This is a genomic window from Melittangium boletus DSM 14713 (genome assembly GCF_002305855.1).
Classification (GTDB): domain Bacteria; phylum Myxococcota; class Myxococcia; order Myxococcales; family Myxococcaceae; genus Cystobacter; species Cystobacter boletus.
Window position 1 is genome coordinate 5128459 of sequence record NZ_CP022163.1, and the last position, 15584, is coordinate 5144042.

Genomic DNA, 15584 nt, shown 5'->3' on the forward strand with positions numbered 1-15584 from the left:
ACGCGCCGTAACCCGCCTGTTCAGGGCACGGAAATCCAATGCGACGCGGCGGGCGGCCCCTCGGTGAAGAGGGTCCGCCCGCCGCCGTGTCACGAGGCTCTGTGCCCGCGCGTCACGCCGGTTGAGGCGTGCCCTCGCCGCCACCACCCTCGGGCTTGGAGGGAGGGGGCGTGCCGTGCTCGTGGCGCTTGAGCAGCTTCGAGCGCGCCGTTTCCACCAGCGTGTAGAGCACGGGGATGAAGATGAGGTTGACGAAGGTGGACAGCAGCATGCCGCCGAACACCGCCGTGCCCAGGGACTTGCGTGAGGACGAGCCCGCGCCCGACGCCAGCACCAGGGGCAGCACGCCCAGGAGGAAGGCGAAGGACGTCATCAGGATGGGGCGCAGGCGCGTGTCCGCCGCCTGGATGGCCGCGTCCACCACGCTCTTGCCCTGGTGGCGCAGCTGCTCGGCGAACTCCACGATGAGCACCGCGTTCTTGCTGGACAGGCCCACGAGCATCAACAGACCCACCTGACAGAAGACGTCGTTGACGAGCCCTCGCAGCAGCTGGAAGCCCAGCGCCCCCAGTATCGCCACCGGCACCGCGAGCATGATGACGAAGGGCAGGGCGAAGCTCTCGTATTGGGCCGACAGCACCAGGAAGACGAACACGATGCCCAGGGCGAAGATGAGCAGCACCTTGCCACCCGCCTCCTTCTGCTCGAGCGACAGGCCCGTCCACTCGAAGGTATAGCCAGCGGGCAGGGTCTGTTTCGCCACGGTCTCCATGGCCTCCAGCGCCTGGCCGGTGCTGGTGCCCGGAGCGCCCTGGCCGTTGATGCTCGCCGAGCGGAACAGGTTGTAGTGCTGGATGTTCTGCGCCGTGGTGACGGGCTTCACCGTGACCAGGCTCTCCAGGGGCACCATCTGCCCCGTCGTCGAGCGCACGTAGAAGGCGGAGATGTCGCGAGGCTCGCTGCGGAAGGGCGAGGCCGCCTGCACATAGACGCGGTAGACGCGGTTGGAGAGCGTGAAGTCATTCACATACGCGCTGCCCATGTAGATCTGCAGCGTGGAGTAGAGCTCGTTCAGGGACACGCCGAGCGCCTTGGCCTTCTCCCGATCCACCGACACGTTGAGCAGCGGGGTGGTGGCGGTGAAGGAGGAGAAGACGCTGCGCAGCGGGCCCGCCTGATTGGCCTTGCCCGTGAGCTGCTGGGTCGTCGCCGACAGCTCGTCGAGCGTGTGCGTGCCCTGTTGATCCTCCAGCACGAACTCGAAGCCGCCCACGCTGCCCACGCCGCGGATGGTGGGCGGTTGGAAGGCCAGCACGCGGGCGCCGGGGATGGCCGCGAGCGGTCCGCGCAGCCGCTCGATGATGCCCGCCAACGCCTGCTGCTTCTCCTCGCGCTCATCCCATGGCTTGAGGTTGACGAAGAGCGTGCCGTAGTTGGGGCCCGTGCCCAGCACCGAGAAGCCGCCCACGGTGAAGCGGCCCGCGACCTCGGGAATCTTCTCCAACTCCTTCTCCACCTGGATGAGCACCTGTCGGGTGTAGTCCAGGGACGAGCCCTCGGGGCCCTGGACCGCGATGATGAGGTAGCCCTGATCCTCCTCGGGGATGAAGCCGGTGGGGGTGAGCGTGTAGAGCAGCCCCGTCAGGCCCATGAGCACCACGAACACCCCCACGATGAGCCAGCGCGTGCGAGGCCCGAGCAGGCGGCCCAGGAAGCGCGCGTAGCCGCGCCGGAAGGCATCCACCGTCTTGTCCACGTATTGGAAGACGCGCCATTTCTCTCCCTCGTGGGCCTTGAGCAGGCGGGCGCACAGGGCGGGAGACAGCGTGAGCGCCACCAGGGCGGACAGGCCGATGGAGAAGGCGAGCGTGAGGGCGAACTGCCGGTAGATGGCGCCCGAGGTGCCGGGGAAGAAGGACACCGGGATGAACACCGCGGAGAGCACCAGCGCCGTGGCCACCACCGCGCCACCCACCTGCTTCATGCTCCGGTGGGTCGCCTCGTGCGCCTCCAGGTTGTCCTCGACCATGACGCGCTCGACGTTCTCGATGACCACGATGGCGTCATCCACCACCAGACCCGTGGCGAGTGTGAGGCCGAAGAGGGTCAGCGTGTTGAGCGAGAAGCCGAACGCGCTCACGAAGGCGAAGGTGCCGATGAGCGATACGGGCAGTGTCGTGGCCACCACGAGGATGCTGCGCCAGCCGTGCAGGAAGATGAAGACCACGAGGATGACGAGCACCACCGCCTCGAAGAGCGTCTTGACCACCTCGTGGATGGATTCCTGCACCGCGAGCGTGGTGTCGAAGGAGCGCTCGTAGACGAGGCCCGGCGGGAAGTTCTGCTGCAACCGTTGCAGCTCCTTCTCCACGTCCTCGCGCACCTGCAAGGCGTTGGAACCGGCGAGCTGGGAGATGCCCAGACCCACCGCTTCGCGGCCATTCCAGCGCAAGAGCTGGTTGTAGTTCTCCGCGCCCAACTCGACCTTGCCGATGTCCTTGATCTGCACGAGCGAGCCATCCGCGCCGCGCTGCACCACGATGTTCTCGAACTGCTGGGGCGTGGACAGCTGGCCGAGCACCTGGACGTTGATTTGATACGTCTGGCCCGTGGGGGCGGGAGGCTGGCCCACCTGGCCCGCGGCCACCTGCACGTTCTGCTCGCGCAGCGCGTTCGTCACGTCCGTGGCGGTGAGGCCCCGGCTGGCGAGCTTCGTGGGATCCAACCACAGGCGCATGGCGAAGCGGCGCTCGCCGAAGATGCGCACGTCACCCACGCCCTTGACGCGCAACAGGGCGTCACGGATGTAGACGTCCGCGTAGTTGCTCAGGAAGCCCGTGTCGTAGCGCCCTTCCTTGTCATACAGACCGAAGGAGACGAGCAGCTGTGACTGGGCCTTGTTGATGACGATGCCCAGGGCGTTCACCTCGGAGGGCAGCCGCGCGCTGGCCGTGGCCACGCGGTTCTGCACGTCCACCGCCGCCACGTCGATGTCCCGCGAGGGATCGAAGGTGATGGTGATGGTGCTCTGGCCGCTGTTGGTGCTGCTGGAGGAGATGTAGCGCATGCCCTCCAGGCCGTTGAGCTGACGCTCCAGCACCGTCGTCACCGCGCTCTCCACCGTCTCGGCGGAGGCGCCGATGTATGTGGACGTCACCGTCACCTGGGGCGCGGCCAGGTCGGGGTATTGCTCGACGGGCAGACCCGGAATGGAGATGGCGCCCACGAGCGTGATGAGGATGGAGACGACACTCGCGAAGATGGGCCGCTTGATGAAGAAGTCGGAGAACATGCGCGCTCACCGGCCCCCGTCCATGCTGGCATCCGTCCCGGCATCGCGGGGCGCTTCCGTGCCCGCGTCCGAGGCACCCCCGATGCCCGATTCCTCCTCGCGCAGCCTGGCGGGCTTGGGTTGCACGGGCTGGCCGTCGCGGATGGCCTGCAACGAGCCGACGACAACGGGCGTGCCCTCCTTCAGGCCTCCGAGCACCTCGTAATAGTTGTTCTGGATCTGCCCGAGCTGGATGGGGACCCGCTGGGCCACGGTGCCGCCTCCATCCGCTTGCGTCACCACGGTGGCGAAGAACTGACTGCTCTGCTGGGACACCGCGTAGGTGGGCAGCCGCAGGGATTCCCGGATGGCGTACACCACCTGGACGTGCACCACCTGGCCGGCGCGCAGGCCCACGTCGTTGTCGAAGACGGCCTTGAGCTCCACCAGTTGCGTGCTCGGGTTGGGCGTGGGCGCCACGAAGAAGATGGGGGCGCGCACCACGGGCTTGCCCTCCGTGTCCAGCACTTCCACCATCGTGCTGCCCGTCTTCACCTCGGCGGCGCGCTCGGGCGGCACCGACACGGACAGCTCCAGGGCCTGGCTCTGGTCCACGTGGGTGAGTGCCACCTGCTGGGTGACGTAGTCACCCGTCTTCACGGGGATGTTGCCCACCACCCCGTCGAAGGGCGCGGTGACCCGGTAGAAGCCGAGCTCCACCTGCTGTTGCTCCAACTGGGCCTCGGCCGCGCGCGCGCTGGCGTCGGCCGCCGAGGCCTGGGACACCGCCTGCTCGTAGTCCTGGCGGCTCATGAGCCCTTCGCGCAGCAGTTGCTCGGCGCGCTGGCGCGTACCGCGGGCGAATTCCCGCTGGGCCAGGGCGGAGCTGCGCTGGGCCTGGGCGCTCTGCACGCCCGCGCGGCCGAGCCGGGGATCCACCTCCAGCAGCAACTGGCCCTTCTGGACCTGCTCGCCGGGCCGCACCGCGATGCGCTGCACGTAGCCGTTCACCTGGGGGTAGAGCGTGATGCTGCTCCGGGAGATGAGCGTGCCCAGGTACTCGCCCACGTCGCGCACCTCTCCCGGCGCGAGCTCGAGCACCTCCACCTGCTGGGGCTTTCCTCCGCCCGGTCCCCCGGGTCCTCCCGGTCCTTGCTGAGTGGCCGCTCCGCCCTGCTGCGGCTTCGCCTTGTCATCCGACGCGTGGCAACCCGCGAGCGCCACGACGGTCAACCACACCCCACAGACTCCCCGCCTCACCAGTCGCATGCTGCCTCCGCCAGGAAGGACTCGATCCGTGCCTGGAAGAATTGGAATTCACTCACCACCAGGTTCAGCTCCGCTTGCCGCAACGCCGCCGCCGACACCACCAGGTCCTGACTCGTTCCGGCGCCCACCTCGAAGGAGCGGCGGGTGAGCCGGTCGTTCTCGTCCGCCAGGTCGCGCGCCCGCGAGGCGATGCCTCGCTGCTCCTGGGCCACGTCCACCCCTCGCCTCGTGCGGCGCACCTCCACCGTCGCGGAGCGCTCGAGCGCCACCGCCTGCTGCCGGGCCAGCTCTTCCTGGGCCCGTGCTTGGTTCACGAGTCCGCCCCGCGCGCCGCCGTCATAGAAGGGTAGAGTGAGCACCGCGCCGATGTTCCAGATGGGCACCCGCGCGAAGCCTGGATCCACCGTGAAGGCGAGCGCGGTGCTCTGTGCCTCCAGCGTGGGCAGGTATTGCGAGCGGGCCGCCGACACGGAGCGCTCGGCCGCCAGCAACTGGGCCCGAGCGGCGGCCTGGTCCGGCCGTTCGCTCACGTCCGGGAGCGCCCGGCACTCGCGCTGTCCCTGCGCGAACAATTCCTCCAGGGACAACTCCTTGTTCAAGCCCACGGGTTGGTTGACGCCGAGCAGCAGGCCCAGCCCATCCCTCGCCTGGCGCAGTGTCTCGTCACCGGACACCACCGAGGCGCGCGCCGACTCCGCGTCCTGCTCCAGGCGGATGACGTCCAGCCGGGTGCCCGCGCCCAGCTCCAACCGGCGCCGCGCGAGCGCTAGCCGCTCCAGGGCGGAGCGCAGGTTGACTCGATTCACTTCGGCGATGCGCTCGGAGGAGGCCACCTGGGCGAGCGCCTGCGCCAGCGTGAGGGTGAGCTGCCGACGCGTCTCGTCCAGGGACAGCTCGGAGGCCCGGCGGGTCGCGTCCGCCGCGCGCAGCGAATGCACGGACTGGAGGTCGAACAAGGCCACGGCGGCCGTCAGGGTGCCGGTGCCCAGGGGCGAAGTGGTCGTGAAGGCCGTCGAGCCCGTCCCGGTGCCCACCCCCGCCCCAGCACCCGCGCCCGCGCCGACCTGGGCGACGGTGGGGCCGAGCAGGTTGTGCTGCACGGAAACGTTGCCATTGAGCGAGGGCAGCAGGCCGGCGAGCGCCACGCGCCGCTGTCCCCTGGCGGACTCCACCCGGGCCAGGGCATTGCCCAGCTCCGTGGAGCGCTGGCGCAAGAGCTGGAGGGCCTGGTCCCAGGACTCCATCCGCACGGGCGCCGGAGGCACGGGAGCCAGTTGCGGATCGGACACCTCGGGCTGGAGGGGCGCGGGGGCGACGGGCGCGTCGGCCTGGGCCCACCGCTCTCCGGACGGAAGGGGGGCGTTCGCGAGCAGGGCGGCGAGAAGAAAGGGATTCATAGACAGGCACCACACAGTGGTGTCGGTGCCCACGCTCCGCCGCTTGCCCGGGACGGATCGACATGGAAGGAAACACTTGGTGCCGACTGGTGAGCACTTTCCGGTGGGCAAAGGCGTGGAATGACACACCGTGCCAGCCGACCAGGCGAGCGGCCAGGGGCTCGCCACGGGAAAGCAGCGAGGCGGGCATGCCCCGGCGATGGTGATGCTGCCCTCGCTCGGGGCCACGACGGTGTAGGTGTACGGCTTCCTCCGCCCGGGGTACGAGGGGGCCATGATTCAGATCGTGGCCTTGTTGGTGGTCAGCCTGGTGCTGGGGATGCTCGCGCGGCGCAGTGGCCGCTTTCCGGAGCAGACGGCGCCGGTGCTCAACACCTACGTGCTCTACGTGGCGCTGCCCGCGCTGGTGCTGCGGTCCATCCATCGGCTCACGCTCGCGCCGGAGTTGCTGCTCGCCGCCTTCACGCCCTGGCTCGTCTTCGGGGGCGCCTGGCTCTTCTTCCGCGCGCTGGGTCCCCGGCTGGGGCTCGCGCCGGGGAGCGTGGCGGCGCTCGTGCTTTCCGGAGGGCTGAGCAACACCGCGTTCGTGGGTCTGCCCTTCATCGAGGGCGTCCGGGGGGTCCAGGGCGTGACGGTGGCGGTGGTCGTGGATCAGCTCGGCTCGTTCCTGGTGTTGTCCTCGGTGGCCACGCTCTACGCCTCGCGCGCGGCCGCGCGGGATGCCGACCTGGGGGCGCTCACGAGGAAGGTGCTGACCTTTCCTCCCTTCCTGGCGCTGGTGGCTGGATTTCTCTCGCAGGCATGGGCGTGGCCCGGATGGGTGGACGAGGTGCTCGCCCGGATGGGGGCCTCGCTCACGCCACTCGCGCTCTTCTCCGTGGGCTATCAGCTACGGTTGTCGGGGCTCGCGGGCCGGGGACGCGCGCTGGGGTTGGGATTGGGTTACAAACTGGTGTTGGCGCCGCTCGGCATCGCGCTGCTGCTGCTCGGGGTGCCGGGTCTGAGCCGGCTCGTCTTCGATGTGTCCGTGCTCCAGGCCGCGATGGGGCCCATGGTGACGGGTGCCATCCTCGCCGTGGAACATGAATTGGACCCCGAACTGGCGGTCCTCATGGTGGGGGTGGGCGTTCCGATGTCGTTCCTCACGCTCTACGGGATTCTTTGGGCGCTAGGCCCGGTGGGCGTGTTCTAGCTTGGACGCCGCGGGCCCAGGCTCAAGGTGTGTAGAGCGTCACGCCGATTCCCGGACGAACCGTGCCCAGGGCGAACACCTCATTGCCCGGGCTCGTGGTCAGGTTGAGCAGCAGGCTCGCATCCACCGAGAGCCAGGGAAGAACCCAGTACTCCAATCCTCCGCCCGCCGAGAGGGACACGGTGGCGAGCCCGTTCTCGCCGGCCGTCACGCTGGTCAGTCCCAATCCGCCCGTGAAGTAGGGCCGCGGCGCGGTGTCCACGCTGTCGCCATAGAGGTTCACGCCCACGCCCACTCCCAAACTGGACGCGCTCTGCTTTTCCACCGAGCCGAGGGTGAAGCCCGCCTCCACGTTGAGCCCCACCCAGTCGGCGACGAAATAGCGCAGGCCCAGCGCCGAGATGGAGCTCTGGGTCGTTCCGGTCACCGACAGGTTGGTTCCGAACAGGGAGCCATGGATGCCCAATGCTCCCTTGCGCGGACCGTTCACCGGGACGGGCGCCACGGGCGCCACGGCAGGGGAGGGCGGCTCCGGTGCGGCGGGCGGCTCCGGTGCGGCGGACGCCACGGGCAGAGGTTCGGGTATAGGAGGAGCGGGCGGCGGAGCCTCGGGGGTCGAGGTAGGCGCTTCCTCCGGGGAAGGCGCGTTCGCCGCGGGCTCGGTTGGCGAGGCGGGAGCTGTTTTCAGCTGACGCTCACGTTTGAGTTCGGCGAGGCGTTGCGAGGCGGGCTTGGCCCGAGGGGCCGTCGCACAGCCCGTGAGGAGCAGGACGAGGGAGAAGAGTAGCGGACGCGAGGAAGTTCTCTTCATGGCGGAGCACGATTCCATACGATGCTCCACCCGGAGATAGGCAGGTTTTATCTGGAGATTCGAATGACCTCGTGACGTCCTTTCCCTGCGCTGAGTAAGGGGGAGGGGCCTGGGCGGCCCCCGGCCCCTCGAGCTGCGTTCAACGCCTTAGCGCGAGGTGGGATCGCTCGAGTCCTTCTTGGCCTCGTGAATCCAGGACATCATCTCGCGCAGGCGTCGGCCCACGTCTTCGATGGGGTGCTGGCGGCCCTGCTCACGCAGCTTGTCGAACATGGGGCGTCCCGCCTGGTTCTCGAGGATCCACTCGCGCGCGAAGGCGCCGTCCTGGATTTCCTTGAGCACCTTGCGCATCTCCTGACGCACGCCGTCGTTGATGAGCCGCGGCCCGCGCGTGTAGTCCCCGTACTCCGCCGTGTCGCTGATGGAGTGGCGCATCCAGCCCATGCCGCCTTCGTACATGAGATCCACGATGAGCTTCAGCTCATGCAGGCACTCGAAATAGGCGCTCTCGGGCTGGTAGCCCGCCTCCACGAGCGTGTCGAAGCCCGCTTGAACGAGCGCCGTGACGCCACCGCAGAGCACCGCCTGCTCGCCGAAGAGATCCGTCTCGGTCTCCTCCTTGATCGTGGTCTCCAGCACGCCAGCCCGGGTCGTTCCGAGCGCACGGGCGTAGGACATGCCCAGCGCGCGAGCGTGGCCGGTGGAGTCCTGGTGCACGGCGATCAACGCCGGAGTTCCCTTCCCATCCTGGTAGAGGCGGCGCACCAGATGGCCGGGCGACTTGGGCGCGATGAGCAGCACGTCCACGTCCGAGGGAGGACGGATCTGCCCGTAGTGGAGGTTGAAGCCATGCGCGAAGAAGAGCGCCTTGCCCCGGGTGAGGTGAGCCGCGATGTCCGCGTCATAGATCTGCTTCTGCGTCTGATCCGGCGCGAGGATCATGATGGTATCGGCCCACTGCGCGGCCTCGGCGACCGAGCTCACCTTGAGCCCCGCCGCCTCCGCCTTGCTTCGCGAGCGGCTGGCGGCATGCAATCCCACTCGCACCTCCACTCCCGAGTCCTTGAGGTTGAGCGCGTGGGCGTGACCCTGGCTTCCATAGCCAATGATCGCGACCTTGCGAGCGCGGATGGGTTCGAGGGAGGCGTCTTTGTCGTAATAGATCGTCGTCATCTGGGTGGTCCTTGGTGGTGGGGGGGATTACGGAAGGGGGGCTGCGTTTTGACGCGGAGGGGGGGCCGTCACTTGCTGGGCACGTAGGTCAACCACTTGGCGGATCGCGGCAGCTCACCGCGCACGGAGGCGTGGTAGGCCTGTTGCAGCTTCCGGGTGATGGGACCGGTGCGGCCATTGCCGATGGTGCGGAAGTCAATCTCGCGCAGGCCCACGACCTCGGCGGCGGTGCCGGTGACGAAGACCTCGTCGGCCGTGTAGAGCTGGTCGCGGGAGATGGGCTGGGCGATGACCTCCATGCCCATGTCCCGCGCCAGGATCATCACCGTGTCCCGGGTGATGCCCTCGAGGATCTGCGCATCCGGAGGGGTCAGCAGCTTGCCATCCCGGACGAGGAAGATGTTCTCGCCCGTGCACTCGGCCACCATGCCCTGGGTGTCCAGCATGATGGCCTCGTCGAAGCCCAGTCGGACCGACTCCGTCTTCGCGAGCACCGAGTTGGGATAGTTTCCGGCGACCTTCGACTTGGTCAGCGACACGTTGGGGTGGTGGCGCGTGTACGAGGAGACGTTGGCGCGGACACCGTTCTCGGTGGCTTCCGGCCCGAGGTAGGCGTTCCACTGCCACACCGCGATGCCCACCTGGGCCTGTCCTCCATCCAGGTTGAGATTCCAACCTCCGGCGCCGAGGTAGATGAGCGGGCGGATGTAACACTCCTCATGGCCATTGGCGCGAACCGTCTCCACACAGGCCTCGATGAGCTGGCCCGCGGTGAAGGGCAGCTCACGCCAGCCCATGACCGTCGCGGACTTGAGGAGCCGCTCCATGTGCTCGCGCAGGCGGAAGATGGCGGGACCGTTCACCGCGCGGTAGCAGCGGATGCCCTCGAACACCGCCATGCCATAGTGCACCGCGGGCGTGAGGAAGGGCATCTGTACCTCCGCCCCGTTCATCAACTTCCCGTTGATCCAGATGTATTTGCTTTGCATATGTGTGCTTTCTCTCCAGCGCGATGCGGCGGATGTCGGTTCGTGTCTCAGGCGGCCCGCTCGGGCGGCTCTCCGGGGGGCGTATCCAGCAGGTCGGCGAGCGCGGACTCGGCTCCGCGCGCCATCGCCACCGCTCCGGTGCGCACCAGCTCGATGATTCCCTGGGGGCGCAGCACCTCGATGAGCCCGTCGATCTTGTCGGGCGTGCCGGTGAGCTCCAGCATCACCGAGGTCGGGGTCACGTCGATGGCGCGGGCCCGGAACACCTCGCACAGTTGGAGCACCTTGGAGCGGCTCTCCTCGTTGGCGCGCACCTTGATGAGGGCCAGTTCGCGCGCCACCTGGCCTTGCGCCGTGACGTGCTCCACGTAGAGGACGTTGATGAGCTTGTAGAGATTGGCCTCGAGCAGCCGCGCCTCGCGCTCATCCGCCTGCACCACCAGGGTGATGCGCGAGATGGCGGAGCGCTCGGTCCGCGCCACGTTGAGCGAGTCGATGTTGTAGGCCCGGCGCCGGAAGAGCGAGATGACCCGGTTGAGGACACCGGGGCGATCCTCCACATGGGCAATGAAGGTACGTTGTTGGATGGGGCTCATGGGTATGGGTTCCTCAGACGGCTCCGCTGTTCCAGGGGGTGCTTCCGCCCGTCACGCCACCTTCGGTGGGGCGGCGGATCATGTCTCCGAGGTCCGCGCCCGTTGGCACCATGGGGTAGACGCTGTCCTCCTTCTCCACGGTGAAGTCGATGACCGTGGTGCCGGAGTGGGCTCGTGCGCGAGCCACCGCCTCGGGGATGTCCTCGCGGCGGGTGACGCGCAGGCCGGCCAGGCCGTGCGCCTCGGCCAGCTTCACGAAGTCGGGGTTGTGCAACGTGGTGGCGCTGTAGCGGTTCTCGTAGAAGAACTGCTGCCACTGCCGCACCATGCCCAGGTAGCCATTGTTGATGATGGCCACGTGAATCTTGATGCCTTCCTGGGCGCAGGTGGACAGCTCGGCCGCCGACATCTGGAAGCCACCGTCACCCACCACCACCCAGAGTTCCTCGCCGGGCCGCGCGAGCCGTGCGCCAATGGCCGCTGGCAGCGAGAAGCCCATGGTCCCCAGTCCTCCCGAGGTGATGAGCTGCCGGGGGTGGTCGTGCCGGTAGTACTGGGCTTCCCACATTTGATGTTGGCCCACGTCGGTGACCATGAGCGCCTTGCCCTGGGTCAGCCACCACAGGTCATGGATGACGTGAGCGGCGTGGAGCCGGCCGTTGGACGGCACGTATTGGATGTCTCGCACCGCCGAGTCGCCCTTGAGCGAGTTGATGTGCTTCACCCAGGGCTCGCAGGTGCGCTGCTGGATGCGGGGGAGCAGCTGCGTGAGCGTCCGGCGGAGGTCTCCCACCAGGCCCACGTCCACCGTGACGTTCTTGTTGATCTCGGAGGGATCGATCTCGATGTGGATCTTCCGGGCCTTGCGCGCGAACATCTTGAGGTTGCCCGTCACCCGGTCGTCGAAGCGCATGCCCAGGGCGATGAGCAGGTCCGCCTCCTGGATGGAGGTGTTGACCCAGGCTTCTCCATGCATGCCCATCATTCCGAGGCTGAGGGGGTGGGTCGCCGGGAAGCCGCCCAATCCAAGCAGGGTGCTCGCCACCGGAATGCCCGTCTTCTCCACCAAATCCATCAGGAGGTGCGAGGCCTCGGACTTGACGATGCCGTGGCCCGCGAGGATGAGGGGCCGCTCGGCCGCGGCGATGAGCTCGGCGGCGCGCTCCAACTCCTCCTTCGAGGGCTGGTGCTCCGGACGATAGCCCGGCAAGCGCACCTCACGTGCCCGCCAGTCCACGGCGGTGCTGGCCTGCTGCGCGTCCTTGGTGATGTCCACGAGCACGGGCCCGGGGCGGCCGGAGCGGGCGATGAAGAACGCCTCTCGGAGCGTCGGCGCGATGTCCTCGGCTCGCGTCACCAGGTAGTTGTGCTTGGTGATGGGAAGGGTGACGCCCGTGATGTCCGTTTCCTGGAAGGCGTCGCTGCCCAGCAGCGTGGAGGACACCTGCCCGGTGATGCAGACGATGGGAGACGAGTCCAGCATCGCGGTGGCGATGCCCGTCACCAGGTTGGTGGCGCCCGGACCCGAGGTGGCCATGCACACACCCACCTTTCCCGAGGCGCGCGCATAGCCATCCGCCATGTGTGCCGCGGCCTGCTCGTGGCGCACGAGCACATGGCGGATCGGCCGCTGATGCATGGCATCGTAGATGGGCATGATGGCCCCACCCGGATAACCAAACACGACCTCGACCCCCTCGCTGGCGAGGACGTCCCAGACGATCTCGGCGCCCGTGCGTTTCGTCGCGCCAGAGGCATGGTCCTGGGGGGGGGTTCCCTGTGCTGCCTTGGCGGTTGTTTCGGGTTTCGTCATTGCGCCTCCACTGCGAACCTCGAGGAGATTGAGGGCGCTGGAAAACGAAAACCCCGCCACCGTTTCCGGGGGCGGGGTTTTTCGTTCCAGCCTGGATGTCATCCAGTCTCAAAACGGTGGTCCGCTCCCATGAACGATGGGCCGTACAAGTACCAGGGCGACAAGGGCCCCTAGCACCCGCACGAGCGAACGCACACCAAGGCCCAGGGCCAGGCGCGGGGTCGACTCGAGGAGGGAGAAGGGGTTCGTCATCTGGGGTTGGGCTGGGTTGGACCGGATGACATCATGCGCCAACTCGGTCCTCGGTTGCAAATCCTTTGGCTAAAGCCCGTGTGTCCGCTCTCGCGGCTCTATGCGAACGCCTCGGTGGCGTAAGCGATCTCCAGACCGTTCTCGTGCATTCGCAGCCGGGGACGCGACAGCCAATGGCAATGGGGGCAGTAGCTGTGCGCGCCGCCACCCGGCGTCTTCCGGATGTTCACCGCGCCACCGCACAGCATGCAGCCCTCGGGGAGGATGAATTCGGCGATGCCCTCGCCGGCCTTCTTCTCAGGTGAACCGTTCATGTCTTTACACGTAACGCAGCATTCGCCGACCACAAGGTACCCGGGTCGCATTGCGTGGCTTCCTCGGAGGGCAAGCGGGCCGCTGAGGGGTTCCGGAGCGAGGGCGCACCTGCTAGGACTCCCCTCATGAGCAACGGCAAGAACTACACCCCGCGTCCCCACCGTGAGCCCATTACCCGCGAGACGGATCCGGGCGGCCGGTGGTCGACGCAGTTTCCGGACATGATGGGCTACAAGAGCCAGGGCGGGGGCAAGGTGCCCGCGGACTTCGAGTGGAAGTCGAGCCCCAAGCAGGCTCAGGAGGAACTGACGCCCGAGACGCTCATGTCGCGCTACCACCAGCGCGTCGTCCCTCGTCTGGCCACGCCCCCCGGCGCGCCCGCGCTGCCCGAGGACGCCACCAAGAAGTAGCCCGCCTCAGGTGAAGGGCAGGGCCGCGAGGCGCTCGCGGAACACTTCCAGCGTCTCGCGCAACTGCGCGTCATCATATGATTGCCCGGTGGCCACGCGCGCCTTGCGCAGGAAGGTGTCGAACACCGGGGTGCGGCCGTAAAGGGCTTCCGCCACCGTCAGGGCCTCGCGCACCACGCGCTCGGCACCGGGTGAGCCCAGGAACAGGTGCATGGCCGCCTGCTCCAGCCGCGCACCGCACGCCGCCCACACGGCGCGGTCGTGCGTCGCCAGCGTGCGCTGCGTCAGCTCCGTGCCCACCCGCCCCAGCTCCGTGAGCAGGGGATCCATCAGCGCTCGCAGCTCGCCCGCTTCCGGCTCCTGCCTGGACGCCAGCTCGCGCAGCCGCTCGCGCAGCTCCACGAGCAGGCGCTTGTCCCGCGTCTTCATCGTCAGCGAGGCCGGCATGGTGCCGAAGGCGGCCAGCATCTCCTCCAGCCGCCGCGCCTGGGACAGCACCTCCCGGGGCGGCATCGTCGCCAGCTTCTCCAACCGCGATTGCAACGAGCGGCGCAGGTCCGCCACGGCGCCCCGGAGCGCCGCCGCCGCGCCCACCTGGACCTCGTAGCCTGGCACCACCTGCTCGCGCGGTACTTCCTCGAACGCCGCCGCCGTGAGGTACACGAGGTCCCCCATCTGCGCGCGGAAGTCCGCGCGGAACGACTGGAGCTCGGCCATCAACGCCCACCGGTCGCTCACCACCTCGGGTTGGCGCACCCGCTGGCCCAGGTCCGCCACGCGCTGGGCGAGCCGCCCCGCGCACGCGTTGAGCACCGCCTCCACCTCCTGCGCCAACCGCTCGTCGAAGCTCGCGGGCGGAGGCGCCCAGGCTCCATCCCGCGTGCTCTGCTCGGGAGGCGGAAAGGCCTGCTTCACGGCGGACACCAGGGCGTTCACGTCCACCACCGTGTCCCGCAGCACGGGCGCCATCGTCTCCCACAGGGACAGGTCCGCTCCCGCCTCCTCCACGGACGTGGGCTCGTATTTGACGATGTTGACGTGGCCCAGACGCTCGATGGCCAGGGCCGCCGCCCGGTAGACCTTCTCCAGCCGGGTGGCGAGTTCACGGTAGGTGAGACCCTCGAGCAGGGCCTTCAGCCGGGGAGGCAGGGGGTCCTGCACGGGACGGGAACTTTTCACCGGGGGCATACGCGCACGCTAGGTCTTGTCCAGGAGGGCGTCCACCAACCGGCTCACGGCGCTGGGGCCGCCCTGGCGCAGGAAGAGGTTGGGCTCGGTGAGCTCCAATTCCATCAGCCTCGGTCCGCCGTGCTCATCGCGGGCCACGTCCACCCGGGCATACAGGAGGTCGAAACCCGTTGCGTCGAGCACCTTTCGGGCGAAGGCCCGCTCCTCCTCCGATGCGAGGGCGGGCGCCGAGGCGGTGGGGTCGTAGCCCGGGCGGCCGGAGAGGGCCGCCTGTCGCTGGATGGTATGGGTGTGCTCTCCGCCGAGGAAGACCAGACCGTGCTCGCCGTGGGTCTCCACCGAGGGGAGGTAGGGCTGCACCATCATGTCCTTGTGTGGCAGCACGCGCGCCACCAGGGCCTGGGCGGCGGCCAGGTCGTTGGGACTTCGTACGCGGAAGGTATCGCGCGCGCCCGCGGAGACGGCGGGTTTGAGTACCGCGTCGCTCCAACCCCGCTCGGAGAGGAGCGCCTCCACGTCCGGAGCCGAGCCACGTGCGAGCCACGCGGTGGGGACGATGGAGATGCCTCGTGCTTCCAGGTCTCGCAGGTAGCCCTTGTGCGTATTCCAGCGCAGCACCTCGGGTGGGTTCCACAAGGGGCAGAGGGCTCCGGCGCGCTCGGCCCAGGCGACGAACTCCTCGCGGCGCATGTCCGAGTCCCACGCGGTCCGCACGAGCGCGAGCCGGAAGCGGCTCCAGTCCACCGTGGGGTCGTCCCAGATGACGGGACCCGCCTTCACCCCCCGCGCGGCGAGCGCCTGGGCGAGCAGGGTCTCGTCGGGGGTGCATTCGGGGAAGGTGGACGCGGTGACGAGGGCGATGTCGGGCGGGCTCGCGAGAGATGGCACGGGCGGGACATTACAGGACG

Annotated in this window: 13 protein-coding genes; 2 read left to right on the forward strand and 11 right to left on the reverse strand. The window is 68.4% G+C overall.

Annotated elements, in window-relative coordinates:
• Positions 1–112: 112 nt before the first annotated feature.
• The 3 genes from MEBOL_RS21635 to MEBOL_RS21645 are packed head-to-tail and all read right to left on the reverse strand — an operon-like array spanning position 113 to position 5937.
• On the reverse strand, positions 113–3292 hold the full coding sequence (locus tag MEBOL_RS21635; protein WP_095979230.1) for an efflux RND transporter permease subunit: 3180 nt from the start codon (positions 3290–3292) through the stop codon (positions 113–115).
• Between the two features lie 6 nt (positions 3293–3298).
• A complete protein-coding gene (locus tag MEBOL_RS21640) occupies positions 3299–4540 on the reverse strand; it encodes an efflux RND transporter periplasmic adaptor subunit (RefSeq protein ID WP_095979231.1) in 1242 nt (413 codons plus the stop codon).
• Positions 4528–5937 carry a TolC family protein gene (locus MEBOL_RS21645; protein WP_095979232.1) on the reverse strand — a complete coding sequence of 470 codons (1410 nt, stop codon included), beginning with the start codon at positions 5935–5937 and terminating at the stop codon, positions 4528–4530. The genes MEBOL_RS21640 and MEBOL_RS21645 overlap by 13 nt, the downstream gene beginning before the upstream one ends.
• A 274-nt stretch (positions 5938–6211) precedes the next feature.
• On the opposite strand from MEBOL_RS21645, the gene MEBOL_RS21650 reads away from it, so the two are divergent.
• On the forward strand, positions 6212–7129 hold the full coding sequence (locus tag MEBOL_RS21650) for an AEC family transporter (RefSeq protein ID WP_095979233.1): 918 nt from the start codon (positions 6212–6214) through the stop codon (positions 7127–7129).
• Between the two features lie 22 nt (positions 7130–7151).
• On the opposite strand, the gene MEBOL_RS21655 is transcribed toward MEBOL_RS21650, so the two are convergent.
• The 6 genes from MEBOL_RS21655 to MEBOL_RS21680 form a co-directional block, all read right to left on the reverse strand.
• Positions 7152–7940 carry a porin family protein gene (locus tag MEBOL_RS21655; RefSeq protein ID WP_170115562.1) on the reverse strand — a complete coding sequence of 263 codons (789 nt, stop codon included), beginning with the start codon at positions 7938–7940 and terminating at the stop codon, positions 7152–7154.
• Positions 7941–8087: 147 nt separating this feature from the next.
• On the reverse strand, positions 8088–9113 hold the full coding sequence (gene ilvC / locus MEBOL_RS21660; protein ID WP_095979235.1) for a ketol-acid reductoisomerase: 1026 nt from the start codon (positions 9111–9113) through the stop codon (positions 8088–8090).
• A 68-nt stretch (positions 9114–9181) separates the two neighbouring features.
• Entirely contained in the window at positions 9182–10102 is a 921-nt protein-coding gene (locus MEBOL_RS21665) for a branched-chain amino acid transaminase (protein WP_095979236.1), read from the reverse strand.
• A gap of 47 nt (positions 10103–10149) precedes the next feature.
• Positions 10150–10698: an acetolactate synthase small subunit gene (gene ilvN, locus MEBOL_RS21670; protein WP_095979237.1), complete on the reverse strand. Its 549-nt coding sequence runs from the start codon at positions 10696–10698 to the stop codon at positions 10150–10152.
• Between the two features lie 13 nt (positions 10699–10711).
• Positions 10712–12511 carry a biosynthetic-type acetolactate synthase large subunit gene (gene ilvB / locus MEBOL_RS21675; RefSeq protein WP_095979238.1) on the reverse strand — a complete coding sequence of 600 codons (1800 nt, stop codon included), beginning with the start codon at positions 12509–12511 and terminating at the stop codon, positions 10712–10714.
• Positions 12512–12861: 350 nt separating this feature from the next.
• Positions 12862–13077, reverse strand: coding sequence for a hypothetical protein (locus MEBOL_RS21680; protein ID WP_095979239.1), 216 nt, complete (start codon positions 13075–13077; stop codon positions 12862–12864).
• Positions 13078–13203: 126 nt separating this feature from the next.
• On the opposite strand from MEBOL_RS21680, the gene MEBOL_RS21685 reads away from it, so the two are divergent.
• On the forward strand, positions 13204–13488 hold the full coding sequence (locus MEBOL_RS21685) for a hypothetical protein (RefSeq protein WP_095979240.1): 285 nt from the start codon (positions 13204–13206) through the stop codon (positions 13486–13488).
• A gap of 6 nt (positions 13489–13494) precedes the next feature.
• Here the strand turns inward: MEBOL_RS21685 and MEBOL_RS21690 are convergent, their stop codons facing one another.
• Both MEBOL_RS21690 and MEBOL_RS21695 read right to left on the reverse strand, forming a co-directional pair.
• On the reverse strand, positions 13495–14649 hold the full coding sequence (locus MEBOL_RS21690) for a hypothetical protein (protein ID WP_245918712.1): 1155 nt from the start codon (positions 14647–14649) through the stop codon (positions 13495–13497).
• A 36-nt stretch (positions 14650–14685) separates the two neighbouring features.
• Complete coding sequence (locus tag MEBOL_RS21695) at positions 14686–15564, reverse strand: ATP-grasp domain-containing protein (protein WP_095979242.1); 879 nt, start codon at positions 15562–15564, stop codon at positions 14686–14688.
• Positions 15565–15584 lie beyond the last annotated feature (20 nt).